This window comes from Staphylococcus sp. GW821-FHT11H10 (genome assembly GCF_058807855.1).
In genome coordinates, this window is sequence record NZ_JBXARC010000015.1 from 22,475 (window position 1) to 42,003 (window position 19,529).

General features: G+C 33.6%; 22 protein-coding genes. All 22 read left to right on the forward strand.

Annotated features, from left to right (window positions below):
- Positions 1-48 precede the first annotated feature (48 nt).
- The 22 genes from fdaB (at position 49) to atpG (ending at position 19,517) form a co-directional block, all read left to right on the forward strand.
- A complete protein-coding gene (fdaB, locus tag AC1RRU_RS08830; protein WP_011275221.1) occupies positions 49-906 on the forward strand; it encodes a class IIb fructose-bisphosphate aldolase FdaB in 858 nt (285 codons plus the stop codon).
- Positions 907-1,188: 282 nt separating this feature from the next.
- On the forward strand, positions 1,189-2,460 hold the full coding sequence (murA, locus tag AC1RRU_RS08835) for a UDP-N-acetylglucosamine 1-carboxyvinyltransferase (protein ID WP_037559088.1): 1,272 nt from the start codon (positions 1,189-1,191) through the stop codon (positions 2,458-2,460).
- A gap of 186 nt (positions 2,461-2,646) precedes the next feature.
- A complete protein-coding gene (locus AC1RRU_RS08840; protein WP_037559085.1) occupies positions 2,647-2,979 on the forward strand; it encodes a winged helix-turn-helix transcriptional regulator in 333 nt (110 codons plus the stop codon).
- 168 nt (positions 2,980-3,147) lie between these two features.
- The gene (locus tag AC1RRU_RS08845) at positions 3,148-4,575 is read left to right on the forward strand and encodes an aldehyde dehydrogenase family protein (protein WP_029376675.1); all 1,428 of its coding nucleotides are present in this window, start codon (positions 3,148-3,150) and stop codon (positions 4,573-4,575) included.
- A 266-nt stretch (positions 4,576-4,841) separates the two neighbouring features.
- Positions 4,842-6,158, forward strand: a complete 1,317-nt coding sequence (gene rho / locus AC1RRU_RS08850; protein WP_011275225.1) for a transcription termination factor Rho — start codon at positions 4,842-4,844, stop codon at positions 6,156-6,158.
- A 119-nt stretch (positions 6,159-6,277) separates the two neighbouring features.
- Positions 6,278-6,535 (forward strand): type B 50S ribosomal protein L31, encoded by a 258-nt coding sequence (locus AC1RRU_RS08855; protein WP_011275226.1) that lies wholly within the window; start codon positions 6,278-6,280, stop codon positions 6,533-6,535.
- A gap of 150 nt (positions 6,536-6,685) precedes the next feature.
- Positions 6,686-7,285, forward strand: coding sequence for a thymidine kinase (locus AC1RRU_RS08860; RefSeq protein ID WP_011275227.1), 600 nt, complete (start codon positions 6,686-6,688; stop codon positions 7,283-7,285).
- Positions 7,285-8,361: a peptide chain release factor 1 gene (gene prfA, locus AC1RRU_RS08865; RefSeq protein ID WP_011275228.1), complete on the forward strand. Its 1,077-nt coding sequence runs from the start codon at positions 7,285-7,287 to the stop codon at positions 8,359-8,361. Before AC1RRU_RS08860 ends, prfA begins: the two co-directional genes overlap by 1 nt.
- Positions 8,348-9,184 carry a peptide chain release factor N(5)-glutamine methyltransferase gene (gene prmC, locus AC1RRU_RS08870; RefSeq protein ID WP_493196568.1) on the forward strand — a complete coding sequence of 279 codons (837 nt, stop codon included), beginning with the start codon at positions 8,348-8,350 and terminating at the stop codon, positions 9,182-9,184. Before prfA ends, prmC begins: the two co-directional genes overlap by 14 nt.
- Before the next feature lie 83 nt (positions 9,185-9,267).
- Positions 9,268-10,311: an L-threonylcarbamoyladenylate synthase gene (locus AC1RRU_RS08875; RefSeq protein ID WP_011275230.1), complete on the forward strand. Its 1,044-nt coding sequence runs from the start codon at positions 9,268-9,270 to the stop codon at positions 10,309-10,311.
- The gene (locus AC1RRU_RS08880; RefSeq protein ID WP_011275231.1) at positions 10,308-10,724 is read left to right on the forward strand and encodes a low molecular weight protein arginine phosphatase; all 417 of its coding nucleotides are present in this window, start codon (positions 10,308-10,310) and stop codon (positions 10,722-10,724) included. The genes AC1RRU_RS08875 and AC1RRU_RS08880 overlap by 4 nt, the downstream gene beginning before the upstream one ends.
- A gap of 110 nt (positions 10,725-10,834) precedes the next feature.
- On the forward strand, positions 10,835-11,359 hold the full coding sequence (locus AC1RRU_RS08885; RefSeq protein ID WP_037538819.1) for a TIGR01440 family protein: 525 nt from the start codon (positions 10,835-10,837) through the stop codon (positions 11,357-11,359).
- A 26-nt stretch (positions 11,360-11,385) separates the two neighbouring features.
- Complete coding sequence (gene glyA / locus AC1RRU_RS08890; RefSeq protein WP_493196569.1) at positions 11,386-12,624, forward strand: serine hydroxymethyltransferase; 1,239 nt, start codon at positions 11,386-11,388, stop codon at positions 12,622-12,624.
- Between the two features lie 26 nt (positions 12,625-12,650).
- Positions 12,651-13,280, forward strand: a complete 630-nt coding sequence (gene upp / locus AC1RRU_RS08895; RefSeq protein WP_049394524.1) for a uracil phosphoribosyltransferase — start codon at positions 12,651-12,653, stop codon at positions 13,278-13,280.
- Positions 13,281-13,298: 18 nt separating this feature from the next.
- On the forward strand, positions 13,299-14,432 hold the full coding sequence (wecB, locus tag AC1RRU_RS08900; protein WP_016931217.1) for a non-hydrolyzing UDP-N-acetylglucosamine 2-epimerase: 1,134 nt from the start codon (positions 13,299-13,301) through the stop codon (positions 14,430-14,432).
- Between the two features lie 154 nt (positions 14,433-14,586).
- Entirely contained in the window at positions 14,587-14,937 is a 351-nt protein-coding gene (locus AC1RRU_RS08905) for an ATP synthase subunit I (protein WP_011275236.1), read from the forward strand.
- Positions 14,938-14,964: 27 nt separating this feature from the next.
- Entirely contained in the window at positions 14,965-15,690 is a 726-nt protein-coding gene (atpB, locus tag AC1RRU_RS08910) for a F0F1 ATP synthase subunit A (protein ID WP_493196570.1), read from the forward strand.
- Between the two features lie 32 nt (positions 15,691-15,722).
- Entirely contained in the window at positions 15,723-15,935 is a 213-nt protein-coding gene (gene atpE, locus AC1RRU_RS08915; RefSeq protein WP_011275238.1) for a F0F1 ATP synthase subunit C, read from the forward strand.
- Between the two features lie 85 nt (positions 15,936-16,020).
- Positions 16,021-16,551 (forward strand): F0F1 ATP synthase subunit B, encoded by a 531-nt coding sequence (locus tag AC1RRU_RS08920; protein WP_016931216.1) that lies wholly within the window; start codon positions 16,021-16,023, stop codon positions 16,549-16,551.
- Positions 16,551-17,090 carry a F0F1 ATP synthase subunit delta gene (locus tag AC1RRU_RS08925; protein ID WP_011275240.1) on the forward strand — a complete coding sequence of 180 codons (540 nt, stop codon included), beginning with the start codon at positions 16,551-16,553 and terminating at the stop codon, positions 17,088-17,090. Before AC1RRU_RS08920 ends, AC1RRU_RS08925 begins: the two co-directional genes overlap by 1 nt.
- 20 nt (positions 17,091-17,110) lie before the next feature.
- Positions 17,111-18,619, forward strand: coding sequence for a F0F1 ATP synthase subunit alpha (gene atpA / locus AC1RRU_RS08930; protein WP_011275241.1), 1,509 nt, complete (start codon positions 17,111-17,113; stop codon positions 18,617-18,619).
- Positions 18,620-18,650: 31 nt separating this feature from the next.
- Positions 18,651-19,517 carry an ATP synthase F1 subunit gamma gene (gene atpG, locus AC1RRU_RS08935; RefSeq protein WP_011275242.1) on the forward strand — a complete coding sequence of 289 codons (867 nt, stop codon included), beginning with the start codon at positions 18,651-18,653 and terminating at the stop codon, positions 19,515-19,517.
- The last annotated feature ends 12 nt before the right edge of the window (positions 19,518-19,529 follow it).

Here is a 19,529-nt window from a genome sequence, read left to right on the forward strand (position 1 = left end):
ATATAATGATTTTAAAAATTGTGCAGTTGCACACAAGGAGGAACTTTCATGCCATTAGTTTCAATGAAAGAAATGTTAATCGATGCGAAAGAAAATGGTTATGCGGTTGGTCAATACAACTTAAATAACTTAGAATTTACTCAAGCTATTTTAGAAGCTTCACAAGAAGAGAACGCGCCAGTTATCTTAGGTGTTTCAGAAGGTGCTGCACGTTATATGAGTGGTTTCTATACAGTAGTTAAAATGGTTGAAGGTTTAATTCATGACTTAAACATTACTGTACCTGTAGCTATTCACTTAGACCATGGTTCAAGCTTTGAAAAATGTAAAGAAGCGATTGATGCTGGATTCACTTCAGTAATGATTGATGCTTCTCATAGTCCTTTTGAAGAAAATATCGAAATCACTTCAAAAGTTGTAGAGTATGCTCATCAACATGGTGTATCAGTAGAAGCTGAATTAGGAACAGTTGGCGGACAAGAAGATGATGTTGTAGGTGGCATTATTTATGCTGACCCTAAAGAATGCCAAGAATTAGTTGAAAGAACTGGCATTGATACTTTAGCTCCAGCATTAGGTTCAGTTCACGGGCCATATAAAGGTGAACCTAAATTAGGATTTAAAGAAATGGAAGAAATTGGTGCATCAACTGGTTTACCATTAGTTTTACATGGTGGTACTGGTATCCCAACTAAAGACATTCAAAAAGCAATCCCTTATGGTACTGCTAAAATTAATGTTAATACTGAAAACCAAATTGCTTCAGCTAAAGCAGTAAGAGAAGTATTAAATAATGATCAAGATGTATATGATCCACGTAAATATTTAGGACCTGCTCGTGAAGCGATTAAAGAAACAGTTAAAGGTAAAATTAGAGAATTTGGTACATCTAATCGTGCTAAATAAATAATGTAATTGAAGATGTTTTGAACTAGGAGTGAAACGTTAAGTCGTTTCACTCTTTTTCTTTATAATTTGAGTATTCATATTTAAATATTTTTCAAAAATGATTTATAATATTTGTATATATAATTCTCGAATTAGTTTTATAAAGTTTGAATCGATAATTTTAATAATTGCAATTATCATTAATTCGTAATAATTTATGTTTTACAAATAAAGAATATGTATTTTATAATGCTACTAATGTATTATTTTAAATAAATGAGAAACAAAGGAGATAAACTTATGACTCAAGAGGTAATAAAAATTCGCGGTGGTCAAACACTAAAGGGAGACGTTACGATAAGTGGTGCCAAAAATAGTGCGGTAGCAATTATCCCAGCAACATTATTAGCTCAAGGCCAAGTTAAATTAGATGGCTTACCACAAATTTCCGATGTAGAGACGCTAGTTAGTTTATTGGAAGATTTAAATATTAAAACCCATTTAAATGGAAAAACTTTAGAAGTAGATACTTCAGAAATTGAAAATGCACCACTGCCTAACAACAAAGTTGAATCTCTTAGAGCATCTTATTACATGATGGGAGCAATGTTAGGGCGTTTTAAAAAATGTGTAATAGGTTTACCTGGTGGTTGTCCATTAGGGCCACGTCCAATTGATCAACATATTAAAGGTTTTAAAGCATTAGGAGCAGAAATAGATGAATCAAATGATACATCTATGAAAATTGAAGCTAAAGAACTACATGGTGCTAATATCTTCTTAGATATGGTTAGTGTAGGCGCAACAATCAACATTATGTTGGCAGCTGTTCATGCAACTGGTCAAACAGTCATTGAAAATGCAGCTAAAGAACCTGAAGTTGTAGATGTTGCTAATTTCTTGAACAGTCTTGGCGCAGATATTAAAGGGGCAGGGACAAGTACGTTAAAAATTAATGGTGTTGATAGCTTACATGGTTCTGAATATCAAATTATCCCTGATCGTATTGAAGCAGGGACATACATGTGTATAGCGGCAGCAGTTGGAGAAGAAATTACTATTAATAATATTGTTCCAAAACATGTTGAAGCACTTACTGTTAAATTAAAAGAACTTGGTGTAGACATTCAAGTAGATGGTGATGCTGAAAAAGCAATCATCAAACGCAAATCATCTTATAAAAATGTAGATATTAAAACATTAGTATACCCTGGGTTTGCAACAGATTTACAACAACCAATCACGCCTTTATTGTTTATGGCAGATGGCCCTTCATTTGTAACAGAAACAATATATCCTGCGCGATTTAGACATGTCGATGAGTTAAAAAATATGGGTGCTAATATTGAAGCCGATATGGAAACTGGAACTGCTACAATTAAACCATCATCACTTAATGGTGCTGAAGTATATGCAAGTGATTTGCGTGCAGGTGCATGTTTAATTATTGCAGGTCTTTTAGCTGAAGGCGTTACTACAATTTATAACGTTAGACATATTTATAGAGGCTATACTGACATTGTTAAGCATTTAAAAGAATTAGGTGCAAATATTTGGACTGAAGAAGTCTAAAGGTATTGATAAGTTAATATTGGCAGTTTCAACTCTCGACATATTAGCTTTTTCTGGTATAATAATTATATTAGATACTAATAAGATTTTGGCTTATAGATATCATTAAAGCCTATACAATGTTTATATTTATAAGCGATTTTTAGTACCTACAATCTAAAGAAGTTTTGAATAGAGGTGAAGACAATGGAAATCTGTCCATATCTTGAAGAAACCTTTAAAATTGTTGGTAGAAGTTGGAACGGTTTAATCATTAATTATCTATCACGATGCACTGATTATACTGCGCACTTTTCCGATATGAAAAGGGATTTAAAGACCATTACACCACGTGCATTAAGTATTAAATTAACTGATTTAGGTGAATGGGGATTAGTTGAAAAGAAAGTAGTCTCAACTAGTCCAGTTTCAATCATTTATGAATTGACTGATAAAGGTAAAGCTTTAGCAGAAGCTTTAAAACCCATTGAAAAATGGGCTCAAGAACATGTAACACTTGAAGAAGTTAAATCTAAATAATATAATAAAGAGTTTTGTGCCTTATATTGAATGAATAATGACTTTTATAATTGTTCATCATTGCCAGGTGCAAAACTCTTTTGCTATTTCATACTAAGATGGTATGTTTAATTTTCAATGAAAAAAGGTACACAAATTATATAACGATTCTTAAGGAGTGAAGAATTGATGAGAAATTATACTCAACAATATATAAATGGCGAATGGATTGATAGCGATAGTAATGAAACGATTGAAGTAATCAATCCAGCAACTGAAGAAGTTATTGGTAAAGTAGCTAAAGGCAATTCTAATGATGTGGAAAAAGCAGTAGAAGCTGCAAATAACGTTTATTTAGAATTTCGTCATAGCTCAGTGAAAGAAAGAAAAGAACTATTAGATAAAATTGTAGAAGAATATAAAAATAGAAAACAAGATATTATAGAAGCCATAACGGATGAATTAGGTGCACCTTTAACATTATCTGAGAATGTCCACTACCAAATGGGACTAAATCATTTTGAAGAGGCAAGTAGAGCACTAGATTCTTTCGAATTTGAAGAAAGACGTGGAGATGCATTAGTTACTAAAGAGGCAATTGGTGTTTCAGGATTAGTAACACCTTGGAATTTCCCAACTAATCAAACTTCATTGAAATTGGCAGCCGCATTTGCAGCAGGTAGTCCTGTAGTTCTAAAACCTTCAGAAGAAACACCATTTGCTGCAGTTATTTTAGCTGAAATATTTGATAAAGTAGGCGTACCAAAAGGTGTATTTAATCTTGTTAATGGTGACGGCGAAGGTGTAGGTAATCCACTAAGTGAACATCCAAAAGTTAGAATGATGTCATTTACTGGTTCAGGACGCACGGGTTCAAAAATAATGGAAAAAGCTTCTAAAGATTTCAAAAAAGTATCACTTGAATTAGGTGGTAAATCACCTTATATCGTATTAGATGATGTTGATGTTAAAGAAGCAGCGAAAGCAACTACTGGCAAAGTAGTTAATAACACAGGTCAAGTATGTACTGCAGGTACTCGTATTTTAATTCCTGAAAGCAAAAAAGAAGACTTCTTAACTGCACTTAAAGAAGAATTTAGTAAAGTTAAAGTTGGAGATCCACGAGAAGAAGGTACTCAAGTTGGACCGATTATTAGTAAGAAACAATTTGATACAGTCCAATCATATATTGATAAAGGTATTGAAGAAGGTGCAGAGTTATTTTACGGTGGTCCTGGTAAACCTGAAGGATTAAATACTGGTTATTTCGCGAGACCAACTATTTTTATCAATGTAGACAATGACATGACAATTGCTCAAGAAGAAATCTTTGGACCAGTTGCTTCTGTAATCACATATAATAATTTAGATGAAGCAATCAAAATTGCTAATGATACTAAATATGGATTAGCAGGATATGTAATAGGTAAAGATAAAGAAACACTTCAAAAAGTAGCTCGTTCAATTGAAGCAGGTAGAATTGAAATCAATGAAGCTGGCAACCAACCAGATTTACCATTTGGTGGATATAAACAATCTGGAATTGGTCGTGAGTGGGGCGATTATGGTATAGAAGAATTCTTAGAAGTGAAATCAATTGCTGGTTATTTCAGTTAATTTAAAAAATTAATTTATATATTATTTATAACAGTTCATGGAATATTTTTAGTTCCATGAGCTGTTTTATTTTTGGAAATTTAATAAAATCGTTTTGTATTTAAATTGAAAATTTGCTATATTAATTCTAGTATTCAAGACTTTTAATATTATTTTATGAGATATCTCAAATAGATTTAGTGAGTTCTTGAAATGAAACTATTTAAAATATCTCTTTTCTAATCAAATTGAAGTCTTTATAAATATATAAGAAATGGGTGCAATTTATGCCTGAAAAAGTACGTACATCTCCACAGTATGAGTCGTTTCATGAATTGTATAAAAATTACACAACGAAAGAATTAACACAAAAAGCAAAAACATTAAAACTTACTAATTATAGTAAATTGAATAAGAGTGAATTAGTTTTAGCTATCATGGAAGCCCAAATGGAAAAAGATGGTAACTATTACATGGAGGGTGTCTTAGATGATATCCAGCCTGATGGTTATGGGTTCCTAAGAACAGTCAACTATTCAAAAGGTGAAAAAGATATTTATATATCTGCAAGTCAAATACGACGTTTCGAAATTAAACGTGGTGATAAAGTAACCGGAAAAGTTCGTAAACCTAAAGATAATGAAAAATATTATGGTTTATTGCAAGTTGACTTTGTTAATGATGAGAATGCTGAAGTTGTAAAAAAACGCCCTCACTTTCAAGCTTTAACGCCTCTCTATCCTGAGGAAAGAATCGTTTTAGAAACAGATCCCCAAAATTATTCAACACGTATAATGGATTTAGTTACGCCTATTGGTCTAGGTCAACGTGGACTTATTGTTGCACCTCCTAAAGCGGGTAAAACGTCTTTATTAAAAGAAATTGCAAATGCGATTAGTAAAAATAAACCTGATGCAAAATTATTTATTTTATTAGTTGGGGAACGTCCGGAAGAAGTAACTGATATTGAAAGATCTGTTGAATCTGCTGAAGTAGTGCACTCGACTTTTGATGAGCCACCAGAACACCATGTTAAAGTAGCTGAATTATTATTAGAACGTGCTAAACGATTAGTTGAGATTGGTCAAGATGTTATTATTCTGATGGACTCAATTACTCGATTGGCAAGAGCGTATAACTTAGTTATACCGCCAAGTGGAAGAACATTATCAGGTGGTCTTGATCCTGCTTCATTACACAAACCTAAAGCATTCTTTGGTGCTGCACGTAACATTGAAGCAGGAGGAAGTTTAACGATATTAGCCACTGCATTAGTTGAAACTGGATCACGCATGGACGATATGATTTATGAAGAATTCAAAGGAACGGGAAATATGGAACTTCATCTTGATCGTAAATTATCTGAACGTCGAATTTTCCCTGCGATTGATATTGGAAGAAGTTCTACGCGTAAAGAAGAATTACTAATTAGTAAATCTGAACTTGATTCACTATGGCAGTTAAGAAACATGTTCACAGACTCTACAGATTTCACAGAAAGATTTATTAGAAAATTAAAACGCTCTAAAAGTAATAAAGAATTTTTCCAACAGTTGCAAAAGGCTGCTGAAGAAAGTACAAAAACAGGAAAACCGATTATTTAACGAATGTCAGTTTGAGGGTTGCGTTTTAATCTAATAACTATTATAATTACCAAGTATTGGGTAAAAAACTCACAAATAACTCTGTTCCAGATGGTTCAGGGCAAAGGAGCTGAAAATTAATGAGACAAGGAATCCATCCTGATTATCACAAAGTTATCTTTTTAGATACAACTACTAACTTTAAATTTTTAAGTGGTTCAACTAAAACATCTTCAGAAACAATGGAATGGGAAGATGGTAATGAATACCCAGTTATTCGTTTAGATGTATCTTCTGATTCACACCCATTCTACACAGGACGTCAAAAATTCGCTGCTGCGGATGGTCGTGTGGAACGTTTCAACAAAAAGTTTGGTCTCAAATCAAACAACAACTAATTATAAGTTTAAACTGTCTGCCTAATCTATTTTATATAGAAATGCGTAGACAGTTTTTTTAAATTTAAGTAGTATTTAAAGAGATATTTATAATACATAGAAATATGATATAATTAAGCGATTATGTTTTTGTAAAAGGTGGAACTTATAATGTATGAAACTTACCATTCCGGTTGGATTGAATGCATTACTGGAAGTATGTTTAGCGGTAAGTCAGAAGAACTAATTCGTAGACTAAGAAGAGGGATATACGCTAAACAAAAAGTAGTAGTGTTTAAACCAGCGATTGATGATCGTTATCATAAAGAAAAAGTTGTTTCTCATGACGGTAATGAATTAGAAGCAATTAATATTTCTACTTCAAGAGATATATTATTACAGGATTTGTCTCATGTTGATGTCATTGGTATTGATGAGATTCAATTTTTCGATAAAGAAATTGTAAATATAGTGGAGAAGCTTGCTGAAAATGGCCATCGAGTAGTGGTTGCAGGCTTAGATATGGATTTCAGAGGGGAACCATTCGAACCCATGCCACAAATCATGGCGGTAAGTGAACAAGTTACTAAATTACAGGCTGTATGTGCAGTATGTGGTTCATCATCAAGTAGAACACAACGCTTAATCGATGGACAGCCAGCTAAAGTAGATGATCCTATCATTTTAGTTGGGGCGAATGAAAGTTATGAACCGAGATGTCGTGCACATCATATCGTAGCACCAAGTACAAGTGACGAGGAGGAAATGTAGTGTTTGATCAATTAGATATCGTTGAAGAAAGATATGAACAACTCAATGAAATGTTAAGTGACCCTGAGATTGTTAATGATTCAGATAAGTTACGTAAATATTCAAAAGAACAAGCTGATTTACAAAAAACAGTTGATGTATATAGAGATTATAAAAGTAAAAAAGAAGAAATTGCTGAAATTGATGAAATGTTAAATGAAACAGAAGATAAAGAAGAAATTGAAATGTTGAAAGAGGAAAGTGCTAGTTTGAAAAGTGCGATTCCTGAGTTGGAAGAACAACTTAAATTTTTATTAATTCCAAAAGACCCTAATGATGAGAAAGACGTTATCGTTGAAATCAGAGCAGCAGCAGGTGGAGATGAAGCGGCAATCTTCGCTGGCGATTTACTAAGAATGTATAGTAAGTATGCAGAATCTCAAAACTTTAAAACTGAAATTGTTGAAGCGGCTGAAAGTGACCATGGTGGTTATAAAGAAATTAGTTTCTCAGTTTCAGGTAGCGGTGCTTATAGTAAATTAAAATTTGAAAATGGTGCACACCGAGTTCAACGTGTACCTGAAACAGAATCAGGTGGACGAATTCATACTTCAACAGCGACAGTTGCTGTTCTTCCTGAAGTTGAAGATGTTGAGATTGAAATCCGTAATGAAGATTTGAAAATAGACACATATCGCTCAAGTGGTGCTGGTGGTCAGCACGTTAATACAACTGACTCAGCTGTTCGTATCACTCACTTACCTACTGGTGTTATTGCAACTTCTTCTGAAAAATCTCAAATTCAAAACCGTGAAAAAGCGTTGAAAGTTTTAAAAGCACGTTTATATGATATGAAATTACAGGAAGAACAACAAAAATATGCAGCACAACGTAAATCAGCAGTGGGTACAGGAGATAGATCTGAAAGAGTTAGAACATATAACTATCCTCAAAGCCGTGTAACTGACCATAGAATAGGATTAACTTTACAAAAGTTAGATCAAATTATGGAAGGTAAATTAGATGAAATTATTGATGCATTAACTTTATCTGAACAAACTGAGAAGTTGAAAGAACTAAACAATGGTGAACTTTAAAGAACAATTAGATTATGCGATTAAACAAGCTGTAGATAAGGGTTATGAACAATCGAGAGCAGAATGGTTGATGCTTGATTTATTTGGGTGGTCAAGAACTGATTATTTAATTCACATGTATGATGACATGTCAAAAGCAGAAGAAATCAAGTTTTCACTCGCGACTGAACGGATGCTTTTAGGTGAACCTATACAATATATTGTTGGTTTTCAATCTTTCTATGGCTATCAATTTCAAGTTAATGAACATTGTTTAATTCCACGTCCTGAAACGGAGGAAGTGATGTTGCATTTTCTTGAAAATTGTAAATCAAGTGCTACAATCGCTGATATTGGAACTGGCAGTGGTGTTTTAGCTATTACTTTAAAAAAGTTGAATAAAGATTTCACTGTTTATGCAACAGACATTGTTCAAGAGACCTTAGAAGTTGCATCAGATAATGCACATTATCATGAGGTAGCTGTAACTTTTTTAAAAGGCAATGCATTGAAACCTTTCATACAAAATAATATAAAATTGGATGGTATTGTTTCTAATCCACCATATATCGATGTCGATGAGATGGAAATGATGGAGAACATAGTTGTTAAGTATGAACCTCATAAAGCATTGTTTGCAGAGAATAAGGGTTTCGCTATTTATGAATTAATCCTTAATGATTTGCCTAAAGTTTTAAATAAAGATGCTTATGTCACCTTCGAAATTGGTTATAACCAAGGTGAAAGGTTAAAAAATATTATTTTAGAAAAGTATCCAAAACTTGATGTTAAAGTTATTAAAGATATAAACGGTAATGAAAGAATAGTGTCATTTAAATGGTAAAACTCAAAGTTACTTATCTGATAAAATTTAGATGAGTAACTTTTCATATATATGAATAAAACAATAATGAAGGAGTGAGCTTGATGAAAACTGAGATATGGGATATGCGTGATTATCAAAAATCGCCATTAGATTATCCAGAATTGGAAAATATAAAACAGGTATATAATGATGGTGGGTTAATTGCAATTCCAACAGAGACTGTTTACGGATTGGGTGCAGATGCTCGAAACCAATATGCAGTTTCAAACATATATCAAGCTAAAGGACGTCCTTCTGACAATCCATTAATTGTACATATACATGATAAATCTCAGCTTGATCAAATTGTTTCTCATTTGCCTGAAGAAGCCAAATGTTTGATGGATGAGTTTTGGCCTGGACCTATTTCATTTATTTTACCTTTAAGACAGGGTTATCTTTGTGAGAAAGTAACAGGTGGCTTACAATCAATTGCGGTAAGAATGCCAAGTCATCCAATAGGAAGAGCTATACTTCAATACATTGATATACCTATCGCTGCCCCTAGTGCTAATGTAAGTGGGCGACCTTCTCCTACAACCTTTCAACACGTTTTTAATGATTTAAATGGCAAAATTGACGGTATAGTCAATGGTGATCAAAGTGAAGAAGGATTAGAAAGCACTGTGCTAGATTGTACACAGTTTCCTTTCAGAATAGCAAGACCAGGATCAATAACACAAGCAATGCTTAATGATGTTTTTCCAGGAAGCGTTGAGGAATATCATTATGACGTCAATAGCCAACCAATAGCACCTGGAATGAAGTATAAGCACTATGCCCCTGATACACCAGTAACGATGCTAATGCATCTTAGTAAACCTATTAAAACAATTAAAGAATGGAGTAAAACAGCTTTTATTTTACCGGAAACTTTGAAGCAGTATGCTCCAAGTGATGCACTATTCATTAAACTTTGTAAAGATGAAAAAGATATAAGACAAGCTAATCATAACTTGTATCAAATACTTCATAGTATTGATGAAAATCCATCAATAGATCAAGCATATATTTATGCTTTTGATAAAACAGATGAATCTGAAGCAATAATGAATCGGATTATTAAAGCTACAGGTAATCACATTGTTCGAGGTGATAACTTATGAGAATAACATTTGTATGTACTGGAAACACTTGCCGAAGTCCAATAGCCGAAAGTATCGCGAAGAAAATGCTTGTAGATGACACAATTAATTCTAGAGGACTGTTCGCGATTGATGGTCAATCCGTATCACCAGAGTCATTAGAAGTCATTATGGAGCATAATTTGCCTGAACCTACTGTAGCTAAGCAATTTAGTGAGAAAGATTTGAATAGTGACTTAATTTTAACGATGACAGATATGCATAAACAACAACTGGTTTCTCATTATGGTGACAATGGTCGCATTTATCAACTCAGTGAATATGTTGGAGAAATAGGTGACATTGTTGATCCTTTTGGTGGTAGCATAGATACTTACCGTCAAACGTTTGAACAACTTCTGTATTTGATAGGTAAGTTACGTACAAATTCATAAGCCAAATATTATACAATTAGTATATGTTAAGCTTTAAATAAGTTATAATGAAGAAGTATAGCTAGTTTGCTATGCTTCTTTTTAATTATGTATTTAAGGTGGAGATTTTAATGCAAGAACTTAAAACTTTGCTTGATGAACTTAAATCGCAATCATTTTTCAATGAAAATGAAATTTGTGTGATAGGATGTTCGACTTCTGAAGTTATAGGACAGAAGATTGGTTCTGTAGGGTCAATGGAAGTTGCTGAAGCGATCTTTAATGCATTAGAAGAAGTGAAACAAGATACTGGTGTTTCTTTTGCATTCCAAGGTTGTGAACACATTAATAGAGCAGTCACAATTGAACGTGAAGATTTCAACCCTCTAACTATGGAAGAAGTCACTGTTGTTCCCGATGTTCACGCAGGAGGTAGTCTTGCTACATATGCTTATAAGCATATGAATGACCCAATCGTAGTTGAACATATTTCTGTACCTAAAGGTATTGATATAGGTCAAACATTAATTGGAATGCATATTAAACACGTTTGTGTACCGGTTAGGACAAGTGTCAAACAGGTTGGTGAAGCAATTGTAACGATAGCAACCTCAAGACCTAAGAAAATCGGTGGTGAACGAGCTAAATACGAATAAGCTTGAAAGCGTAGGAGGGGATTTTTATGTCTTATATCCAAAATCAAGATAAAGCTGTCTATGAAGCGATTCAAAATGAATACAATAGACAAAATAACAACATTGAATTAATAGCATCTGAAAATTTTGTATCTGAAGCGGTAATGGAAGCACAAGGTTCTGTAATGACTAATAAATATGCTGAAGGCTATCCTGGTCGTCGTTATTATGGTGGTTGTGATTATGTAGACGTTACTGAAACAATTGCTATCGAACGAGCTAAAGCATTATTTGGTGCTGAACATGTAAATGTGCAACCACATTCAGGTTCTCAAGCAAACATGGCAGTTTATCTTGTCGCTCTAGAGATGGGTGATACTGTTTTAGGAATGAATTTAAGTCATGGTGGTCACTTAACACACGGGTCACCAGTTAATTTTAGTGGTAAATTCTATAACTTTGTTGACTATGGTGTAGATAAGGAAACTGAAAAAATTGACTATGAAGTGGTGCGTCAATTAGCACATGAACATAAACCGAAATTAATAGTTGCAGGTACATCAGCATATTCTAGACAACTGGATTTTAAAAAGTTTAAAGAAATCGCTGATGAAGTTGGTGCTAAATTAATGGTTGATATGGCCCATATCGCTGGTTTAGTAGCAGCAGGTTTACATCCAAATCCTGTTGAACATGCAGACTTTGTCACTACAACTACTCATAAAACATTACGTGGCCCACGTGGAGGCTTAATTCTTTGTAAAGAAGAGTATAAGAAAGATATAGATAAAACAATATTCCCTGGAATTCAAGGTGGCCCTTTAGAGCATGTCATTGCAGCTAAAGCAGTTGCGTTTGGTGAAGCGCTTGAGCAAGATTTTAAAGTTTATCAAGAACAAGTAATTAAAAACGCTAAAGTACTTTCACAAACATTGCAAGAAGAAGGCTTTAGAATTGTTTCAGGAGGGACTGATAATCATTTACTTTCTGTAGATGTTAAAAATTCAGTTAATGTTACTGGTAAAGAAGCTGAAGCGACTTTAGATTCTATTGGAATAACATGTAATAAAAATACAATCCCATTTGATCAAGAAAAAGCTTTCGTAACAAGTGGTATACGTTTAGGTACACCTGCAGTGACTACGAGAGGCTTTGATGAGGAAGCGTTTAAAGAAGTAGGTCGTATTATTAGCTTAGCACTAAAAAATCCTAATAATGATACTAAATTAAAAGAGGCAAGAGAAAGAGTAAGTCGTTTAACTGCTAAATATCCGCTATATGAATAATTTATAAAATTTTGGAGGAAATATAAATGAGTAAAGTACATGTATTTGATCACCCACTAATTCAACACAAATTAAGTTACATCCGTGATATGAATACGGGAACTAAAGAATTTAGAGAACTTGTTGATGAAGTAGGCATGTTAATGGCGTATGAAGTTACTAGAGATTTAGAACTACAAGATGTAGAAATTAAAACGCCAGTAACAACAATGACTGCAAAAAGATTAGCTGGTAAAAAATTAGCTATCGTTCCAATTCTTAGAGCTGGTTTAGGTATGACAGATGGTGTGTTAAGTCTAGTACCAGCAGCTAGAGTAGGTCATATTGGTCTATATCGTGATCCTAACACATTAAAAGCAGTAGAATACTTTGCTAAACTTCCACAAGATATTGATGAGAGACAAATCATTGTTGTAGATCCAATGCTAGCAACTGGAGCATCAGCAATTGAAGCCATCAATTCATTAAAGAAACGCGGTGCAAAAAATATTAGATTTATGTGTTTAATTGCAGCACCAGAAGGTGTAGAAAAGATGCAAGAGGCGCATGATGATGTAGATATTTATATTGCAGCATTAGATGAAAAATTAAATGACCAAGCATACATTACGCCTGGTTTAGGTGATGCTGGGGACAGATTATTTGGTACAAAATAGTATTTAGGAGCTTAAAGTATGAAAAAAATTATGACAGTCTTTGGTACTAGACCAGAAGCAATTAAGATGGCACCTTTAGTAAAGGCACTCGAATATGATGCTGAGTTAGAACCAATGATTGTTGTAACTGCTCAGCATCGTGAGATGTTAGATTCAGTATTACATACTTTTAACATTAAGCCACATTATGATTTAAATATTATGAAGGAAGGTCAAACACTTTCCGACATTACCTCAAGAGCTATGACGAAACTTGAAGATGTTATAAAAAAAGAGAGACCAGATATGGTATTAGTTCATGGCGACACAACTACAACATTTTCTGGTGCTCTTGCTGCTTTTTATAATAAAGTTGCTATTGGTCATGTTGAAGCAGGTTTAAGAACGCGACATAAATATGCGCCATTTCCAGAAGAAGTGAATAGGCAAATGGTTAGCAATTTAGCCGATTTACATTTTGCACCTACTAAAGGGGCGGCTAATAATCTACTTCAAGAAAACAAGAGTCCTGATTCAATAATTATTACTGGAAATACTGCTATCGACACACTCGAACTAACAATACAAAAAGAATATACTTCAGATATTATAAGAAAACATCAAGGTAAACGTATTATATTATTAACTGTCCATAGACGAGAAAATGTCGGACAGCCAATGATTAATATTTACAAAGCGATGCGCAAAATTGTGGATGAATATGAAGATATCGTTATTGTGTCTCCATTGCATTTAAATCCTAAAGTAAGAGAACTAGCTTACGAGTATTTAGGAGAACATGAACGTATAGAATTAATTGAACCACTCGATGTTGTAGATTTTCATAACTTTGCAAATAAAGCATATTTAATTTTGACTGATTCAGGAGGGATTCAAGAAGAAGCCCCTTCACTAAATAAACCTGTTCTTGTTCTAAGAGATGTAACTGAAAGACCAGAAGGTGTAACAGCAGGTACTTTAAAGGTTGTAGGTACTGATTTTGATAATGTTTTTAAATCAACAACAGAAATCTTAGAAAATCAAATGATTTATGATCAAATGGCGCTAACTCAAAATCCTTATGGTGATGGCAATGCATCTTTGAGAATATGTGAGAGTATAAAATATTATTTCGGCTTAACTTCAAAAATGCCAAAGTCTTTCAATTCATAAAATAATCATAATTGTGAACATTTTGTGACAATTAAAGAGTTAATTTTTACAACAATTTGAATAGAATTGACACAGTATTTACCCTATATTATTATTAAATTTGTATGAGTGGAACGGTTTACATGGTTGTCATAAGTTAATTTGGAGGAAAAAAATGAGGCGTTTCAGCATCATATTTAAACAATTCATTCAATATTATATTTATTTTCTAATTTTATTGGGTGTTTTGTCTATCATTATTCCAAAACCTTTTATTCTTGGATTGATAATCGGCACAGTTGGATCTTTAATAAATACTTATATTTTCGAATTATATTTATCTCGGGCAAAGCAACCAGATAACATACATATTTCTACGGGCAATACTTGGAGGTACTTAGTCGCTATCATTGCGTGCGTAATATGGTTTTTATTAAAAGATTATGTCAATATTATTGGAGTAATGATAGGACTTATGTTTTCTTATGTTTTAATCATACTACGCTCTCTACTGCTAAAGAGTTAAAATTTTAAGAACGAAAGAGGTGAGTACATGCATCACAAAAACCCGCTCGTGAGTTGGAATGTGTTTGGTTTTGATCTCGTTTTCAATTTAGCAAGCATCATGATGTTAGTTATTACAGCAATCATTGTTTTTCTTATAGCTATTATTTGTACACGTAATTTAAAGAAAAGACCATCAGGTAAACAGAATTTTATCGAATGGATCTTTGACTTTGTGAGAAGCATCATTGAGAGTAATATGGCTTGGAAAAAAGGTGGTCAGTTTCACTTCTTAGCTGTAACATTGATATTATTTATCTTTGTTGCAAACATGTTAGGGTTACCATTTGCTATAGTGACTAAAGATCATTATCTATGGTGGAAATCTCCAACAGCAGATGCAACAGTCACATTGACATTGTCAACTATGATGATATTACTTACACACTATTATGGTGTGAAAATGCGTGGTACTAAGGCATACATAGGTAATTACTTCAAACCATTCTGGCCTTTAGCAATTATCAATGTTTTTGAAGAATTCTCTTCAACACTAACACTTGGACTACGTTTATATGGTAATATTTTTGCCGGTGAATTATTACTTTCATTATTAGCCGGTTTAGTTGTAAGTAGTGCTTGGGGTTGGATTATAGGTATTCCAGGTTTAATCGTATGGCAAGGATTCTCAATCTTTGTTGGCTCAATCCAGGCATATATATTTATCATGCTTTCAATGGTTTACATGTCCCACAAAGTAGCGGACACACATTAACTTAAACAAACATTTTAGGAGGAATTATTAATATGGGTTTAATCGCAGCAGCAATTGCAATTGGTTTATCAGCACTAGGCGCAGGTATCGGTAATGGTCTTATCGTTTCAAGAACAGTAGAAGGTGTAGCTCGTCAACCAGAAGCACGTGGACAATTAATGAGTATCATGTTCATCGGTATTGGTTTAGTTGAGGCATTACCTATCATCGGTGTTGTAATCGCATTCATGACTCTTTTCCAATAAGAAAATTTCATGGCGAAGTCACTTGGATCTTCGCCGTTCGTTTTATTTAATGGCAAGTGGTGATTAATTATGAAAGGAGTGTCAAATGCCAGTGAATGCATTAACTAATTCATTCGTTCTAGGTGCAGCAGGTGGTGGTGTTGAATGGGGTACTGTCATTGTAACAGTTATCACATTTGCTATATTACTAGCACTACTTAAGAAATTTGCTTGGGGTCCATTAAAAGAAGTAATGGATAAACGTGAACGTGACATCAACAGAGACATTGATGAAGCCGAAGAAGCAAAATTAAATGCACAAAAACTTGAAGAAGAAAATAAAAAGACACTAAAACAAACTCAAGATGAAGTTCAACGTATTTTAGAAGATGCTAGAGTTCAAGCACGTAAACAACATGAAGAAATCATTCATGAAGCAAATATTCGTGCAAACGGTATGATTGAAACTGCTCAAAGTGAAATCAATAGCGAGAAAGAACGTGCATTAGCGGATATTAACAATCAAGTGTCTGAATTATCAGTATTGATTGCTTCTAAAGTACTTCAAAAAGAAATTTCAGAACAAGATCAAAAAGAACTTGTTGATAAGTATTTAAAAGAGGCAGGCGATAAATAATGGCAAATGTAGCAAATAAATACGCTAAAGCATTATTTGACGTCGCTATTGATAAAGACAGATTAGATTTAATGTATGATGAATTGAGTGAAGTTAGTGAAGCTACAAAAAACTATGGTGAAGATTTAAGAGCAATTGACTCAAATCCAAACCAACCAGCTTCTGAAAGACGCAAATTTGTTGGTATCGTTTTTGGAGATGCTAATTATTACTTAAAAAATATGCTAATGATATTAGCTAATAATCGTCATTTAGTACTTATCAATTCAATTTTTAAAGAATTTAAAAGTTTATATAATGAATATCATAATGAAGATTCAGCAATTGTTGAATCAGTTTATCAATTAAGTGATGAAGAACTTGATCGCATTAAAGACTTAATTTTAAAACAAACTAATTTATCACAAGTACATATTACTACGAAAATAAATCCAGAATTAATTGGAGGATTTAGAGTTAAAGTTGGTACTACTGTGCTAGATGGCAGTGTTAAAAAAGATTTAGAACAAATCGAACGCAAATTTAGAAGAGTAAACTAAAATAAAGAGGAGTGACATAGATGGCCATAAAAGCTGAAGAAATCAGTGCATTACTTCGCTCACAAATTGAAAATTATGAGTCTGAAATGTCTGTAACTGATGTTGGTACGGTACTCCAAATTGGTGACGGTATCGCATTAATTCACGGATTAAATGACTGTATGGCTGGTGAGCTAGTAGAGTTCTCAAATGGTGTTCTTGGTTTAGCTCAAAACCTTGAAGAATCAAATGTGGGTGTAGTTATTTTAGGACCATATACTGAAATTACTGAAGGCGACGAAGTTAGACGTACTGGACGTATTATGGAAGTTCCAGTTGGGGAAGAACTTATTGGTCGTGTTGTTAACCCACTAGGTCAACCTATTGATGGACAAGGTCCTATTAATACAACTAAAACACGTCCTGTTGAACAAAAAGCTACAGGTGTAATGGCTCGTAAATCTGTTGACGAACCACTTCAAACTGGTATTAAAGCGATTGACGCACTAGTTCCAATTGGACGTGGTCAACGTGAGTTAATTATTGGAGATAGACAAACAGGTAAAACAACAATCGGTATTGATACAATCTTAAACCAAAAAGGTTTAGATACAATTTGTATTTACGTAGCAATTGGTCAAAAAGATTCAACTGTACGTGCAAATGTAGAAAAATTGCGTCAAGCTGGTGCATTAGATTACACAATTGTTGTTTCAGCTTCAGCATCTGAACCTTCACCATTACTTTACATTGCACCTTACTCAGGTGTAACTATGGGTGAAGAGTTTATGTTCAATGGTAAACATGTATTAATCGTTTACGATGATTTAACTAAACAAGCTGCTGCTTACCGTGAGTTATCATTATTATTACGTAGACCACCAGGTCGTGAAGCGTATCCAGGTGACGTATTCTACCTACATAGTAGATTATTAGAAAGAGCAGCTAAACTAAATGATGATTTAGGTGGCGGTTCAATTACTGCGTTACCAATCATTGAAACACAAGCAGGGGATATTTCTGCGTACGTACCAACTAACGTAATTTCAATTACAGATGGACAAATTTTCTTACAATCTGATTTATTCTTCTCAGGTGTAAGACCAGCGATTAACGCAGGACAATCAGTTTCACGTGTAGGTGGATCTGCTCAAATTAAAGCAATGAAGAAAGTAGCAGGTACGCTACGTTTAGACTTAGCTTCGTATAGAGAATTAGAATCATTTGCACAATTCGGTTCTGATTTAGATGAATTTACAGCTAGAAAACTTGAAAGAGGTAAACGTACGGTTGAAGTCTTGAAACAAGATCAAAACAAACCACTTCCTGTTGAAAATCAAGTTTTAATTATCTATGCATTAACAAAAGGTTACCTAGATGATATTCCTGTAGAAGACATCACACGTTTTGAAGATGAATTGAATAGTTGGACTAAATCAAATGGTTCAGACTTATTAAATGAAATTAGAGAAACTGGTGGCTTACCATCTGATGATAAATTTGAAGCAACTATTAATGAATTCAAGAAAAGCTTTAGCAAATCTGAATAATTAAACTTTAAATTGAAAGGGTGGTGAGATAATGGCTTCATTAAAAGAGATAGATGGTCGTATTAAATCGACGAAAAAAATGAAACAAATTACCAAAGCGATGAACATGGTATCAAGTTCAAAATTACGTCGAGCTGAAAAAAACACTAAACAATTTGAACCTTATATGGAGAAAATGCAAGATGCTATTACTGCAATTGCAGGTGCTAGTAAAAATTCTAGTCATCCTATGCTTAGACCTAGACAAGTTCAACGTAGTGGCTACTTAGTAATTACAAGTGATAAAGGCTTAGCAGGTGCTTATAGTTCAAATGTACTAAAACGACTTATTAATGACATTAAAGAAAAGCATACTAGCAGTGACGAATATAGCATTATTGTATTGGGTCAATCTGGTGTTGATTTCCTTAAAAATAGAGGTTATGAAATTGAGAATTCGCTTGTTGATGTTCCTGATCAACCTTCATTTAAATCAATACAAGCAATTGCTAAACATGCGATTGACTTATTCAGTGAAGAACATATTGACGAATTAAAAATTTATTATAGTCACTATGTTAGTGTTCTTGAGAATAAACCAACAACTAAACAAGTTTTACCATTATCTCGTGAAGATTCTAGCCAAGGTCAAGGTCAAATGTCTTCTTATGAATTTGAGCCTGATAAAGAGTCTATCCTAAGTGTTATTCTTCCTCAATATGTTGAAAGTTTAATTTATGGAACGATTTTAGATGCTAAGGCTAGTGAACATGCAGCGAGAATGACTGCAATGAAAAATGCTTCTGATAATGCAACTGAACTTATTGATGACTTATCATTACAATATAATAGAGCTAGACAAGCTGAAATCACTCAACAAATCACTGAAATTGTTGGTGGTTCCGCAGCACTTGAATAATAATTTAAAGGA

Excerpts from the sequence above, each read along its gene's own strand:
- atpA (WP_011275241.1), top strand. The coding sequence starts at position 17,111 with ATGGCCATAAAAGCTGAAGAAATCAGTGCATTACTTCGCTCACAAATT.
- upp (WP_049394524.1), top strand. The coding sequence starts at position 12,651 with ATGAGTAAAGTACATGTATTTGATCACCCACTAATTCAACACAAATTA.
- AC1RRU_RS08905 (WP_011275236.1), top strand. The coding sequence starts at position 14,587 with ATGAGGCGTTTCAGCATCATATTTAAACAATTCATTCAATATTATATT.
- wecB (WP_016931217.1), top strand. The coding sequence starts at position 13,299 with ATGAAAAAAATTATGACAGTCTTTGGTACTAGACCAGAAGCAATTAAG.
- AC1RRU_RS08860 (WP_011275227.1), top strand. The coding sequence starts at position 6,686 with ATGTATGAAACTTACCATTCCGGTTGGATTGAATGCATTACTGGAAGT.
- AC1RRU_RS08920 (WP_016931216.1), top strand. The coding sequence starts at position 16,021 with ATGCCAGTGAATGCATTAACTAATTCATTCGTTCTAGGTGCAGCAGGT.
- atpG (WP_011275242.1), top strand. The coding sequence starts at position 18,651 with ATGGCTTCATTAAAAGAGATAGATGGTCGTATTAAATCGACGAAAAAA.
- AC1RRU_RS08840 (WP_037559085.1), top strand. The coding sequence starts at position 2,647 with ATGGAAATCTGTCCATATCTTGAAGAAACCTTTAAAATTGTTGGTAGA.
- atpB (WP_493196570.1), top strand. The coding sequence starts at position 14,965 with ATGCATCACAAAAACCCGCTCGTGAGTTGGAATGTGTTTGGTTTTGAT.
- glyA (WP_493196569.1), top strand. The coding sequence starts at position 11,386 with ATGTCTTATATCCAAAATCAAGATAAAGCTGTCTATGAAGCGATTCAA.
- fdaB (WP_011275221.1), top strand. The coding sequence starts at position 49 with ATGCCATTAGTTTCAATGAAAGAAATGTTAATCGATGCGAAAGAAAAT.
- murA (WP_037559088.1), top strand. The coding sequence starts at position 1,189 with ATGACTCAAGAGGTAATAAAAATTCGCGGTGGTCAAACACTAAAGGGA.
- rho (WP_011275225.1), top strand. The coding sequence starts at position 4,842 with ATGCCTGAAAAAGTACGTACATCTCCACAGTATGAGTCGTTTCATGAA.
- AC1RRU_RS08845 (WP_029376675.1), top strand. The coding sequence starts at position 3,148 with ATGAGAAATTATACTCAACAATATATAAATGGCGAATGGATTGATAGC.
- AC1RRU_RS08885 (WP_037538819.1), top strand. The coding sequence starts at position 10,835 with ATGCAAGAACTTAAAACTTTGCTTGATGAACTTAAATCGCAATCATTT.
- AC1RRU_RS08855 (WP_011275226.1), top strand. The coding sequence starts at position 6,278 with ATGAGACAAGGAATCCATCCTGATTATCACAAAGTTATCTTTTTAGAT.
- prmC (WP_493196568.1), top strand. The coding sequence starts at position 8,348 with ATGGTGAACTTTAAAGAACAATTAGATTATGCGATTAAACAAGCTGTA.
- atpE (WP_011275238.1), top strand. The coding sequence starts at position 15,723 with ATGGGTTTAATCGCAGCAGCAATTGCAATTGGTTTATCAGCACTAGGC.
- AC1RRU_RS08880 (WP_011275231.1), top strand. The coding sequence starts at position 10,308 with ATGAGAATAACATTTGTATGTACTGGAAACACTTGCCGAAGTCCAATA.
- AC1RRU_RS08875 (WP_011275230.1), top strand. The coding sequence starts at position 9,268 with ATGAAAACTGAGATATGGGATATGCGTGATTATCAAAAATCGCCATTA.
- AC1RRU_RS08925 (WP_011275240.1), top strand. The coding sequence starts at position 16,551 with ATGGCAAATGTAGCAAATAAATACGCTAAAGCATTATTTGACGTCGCT.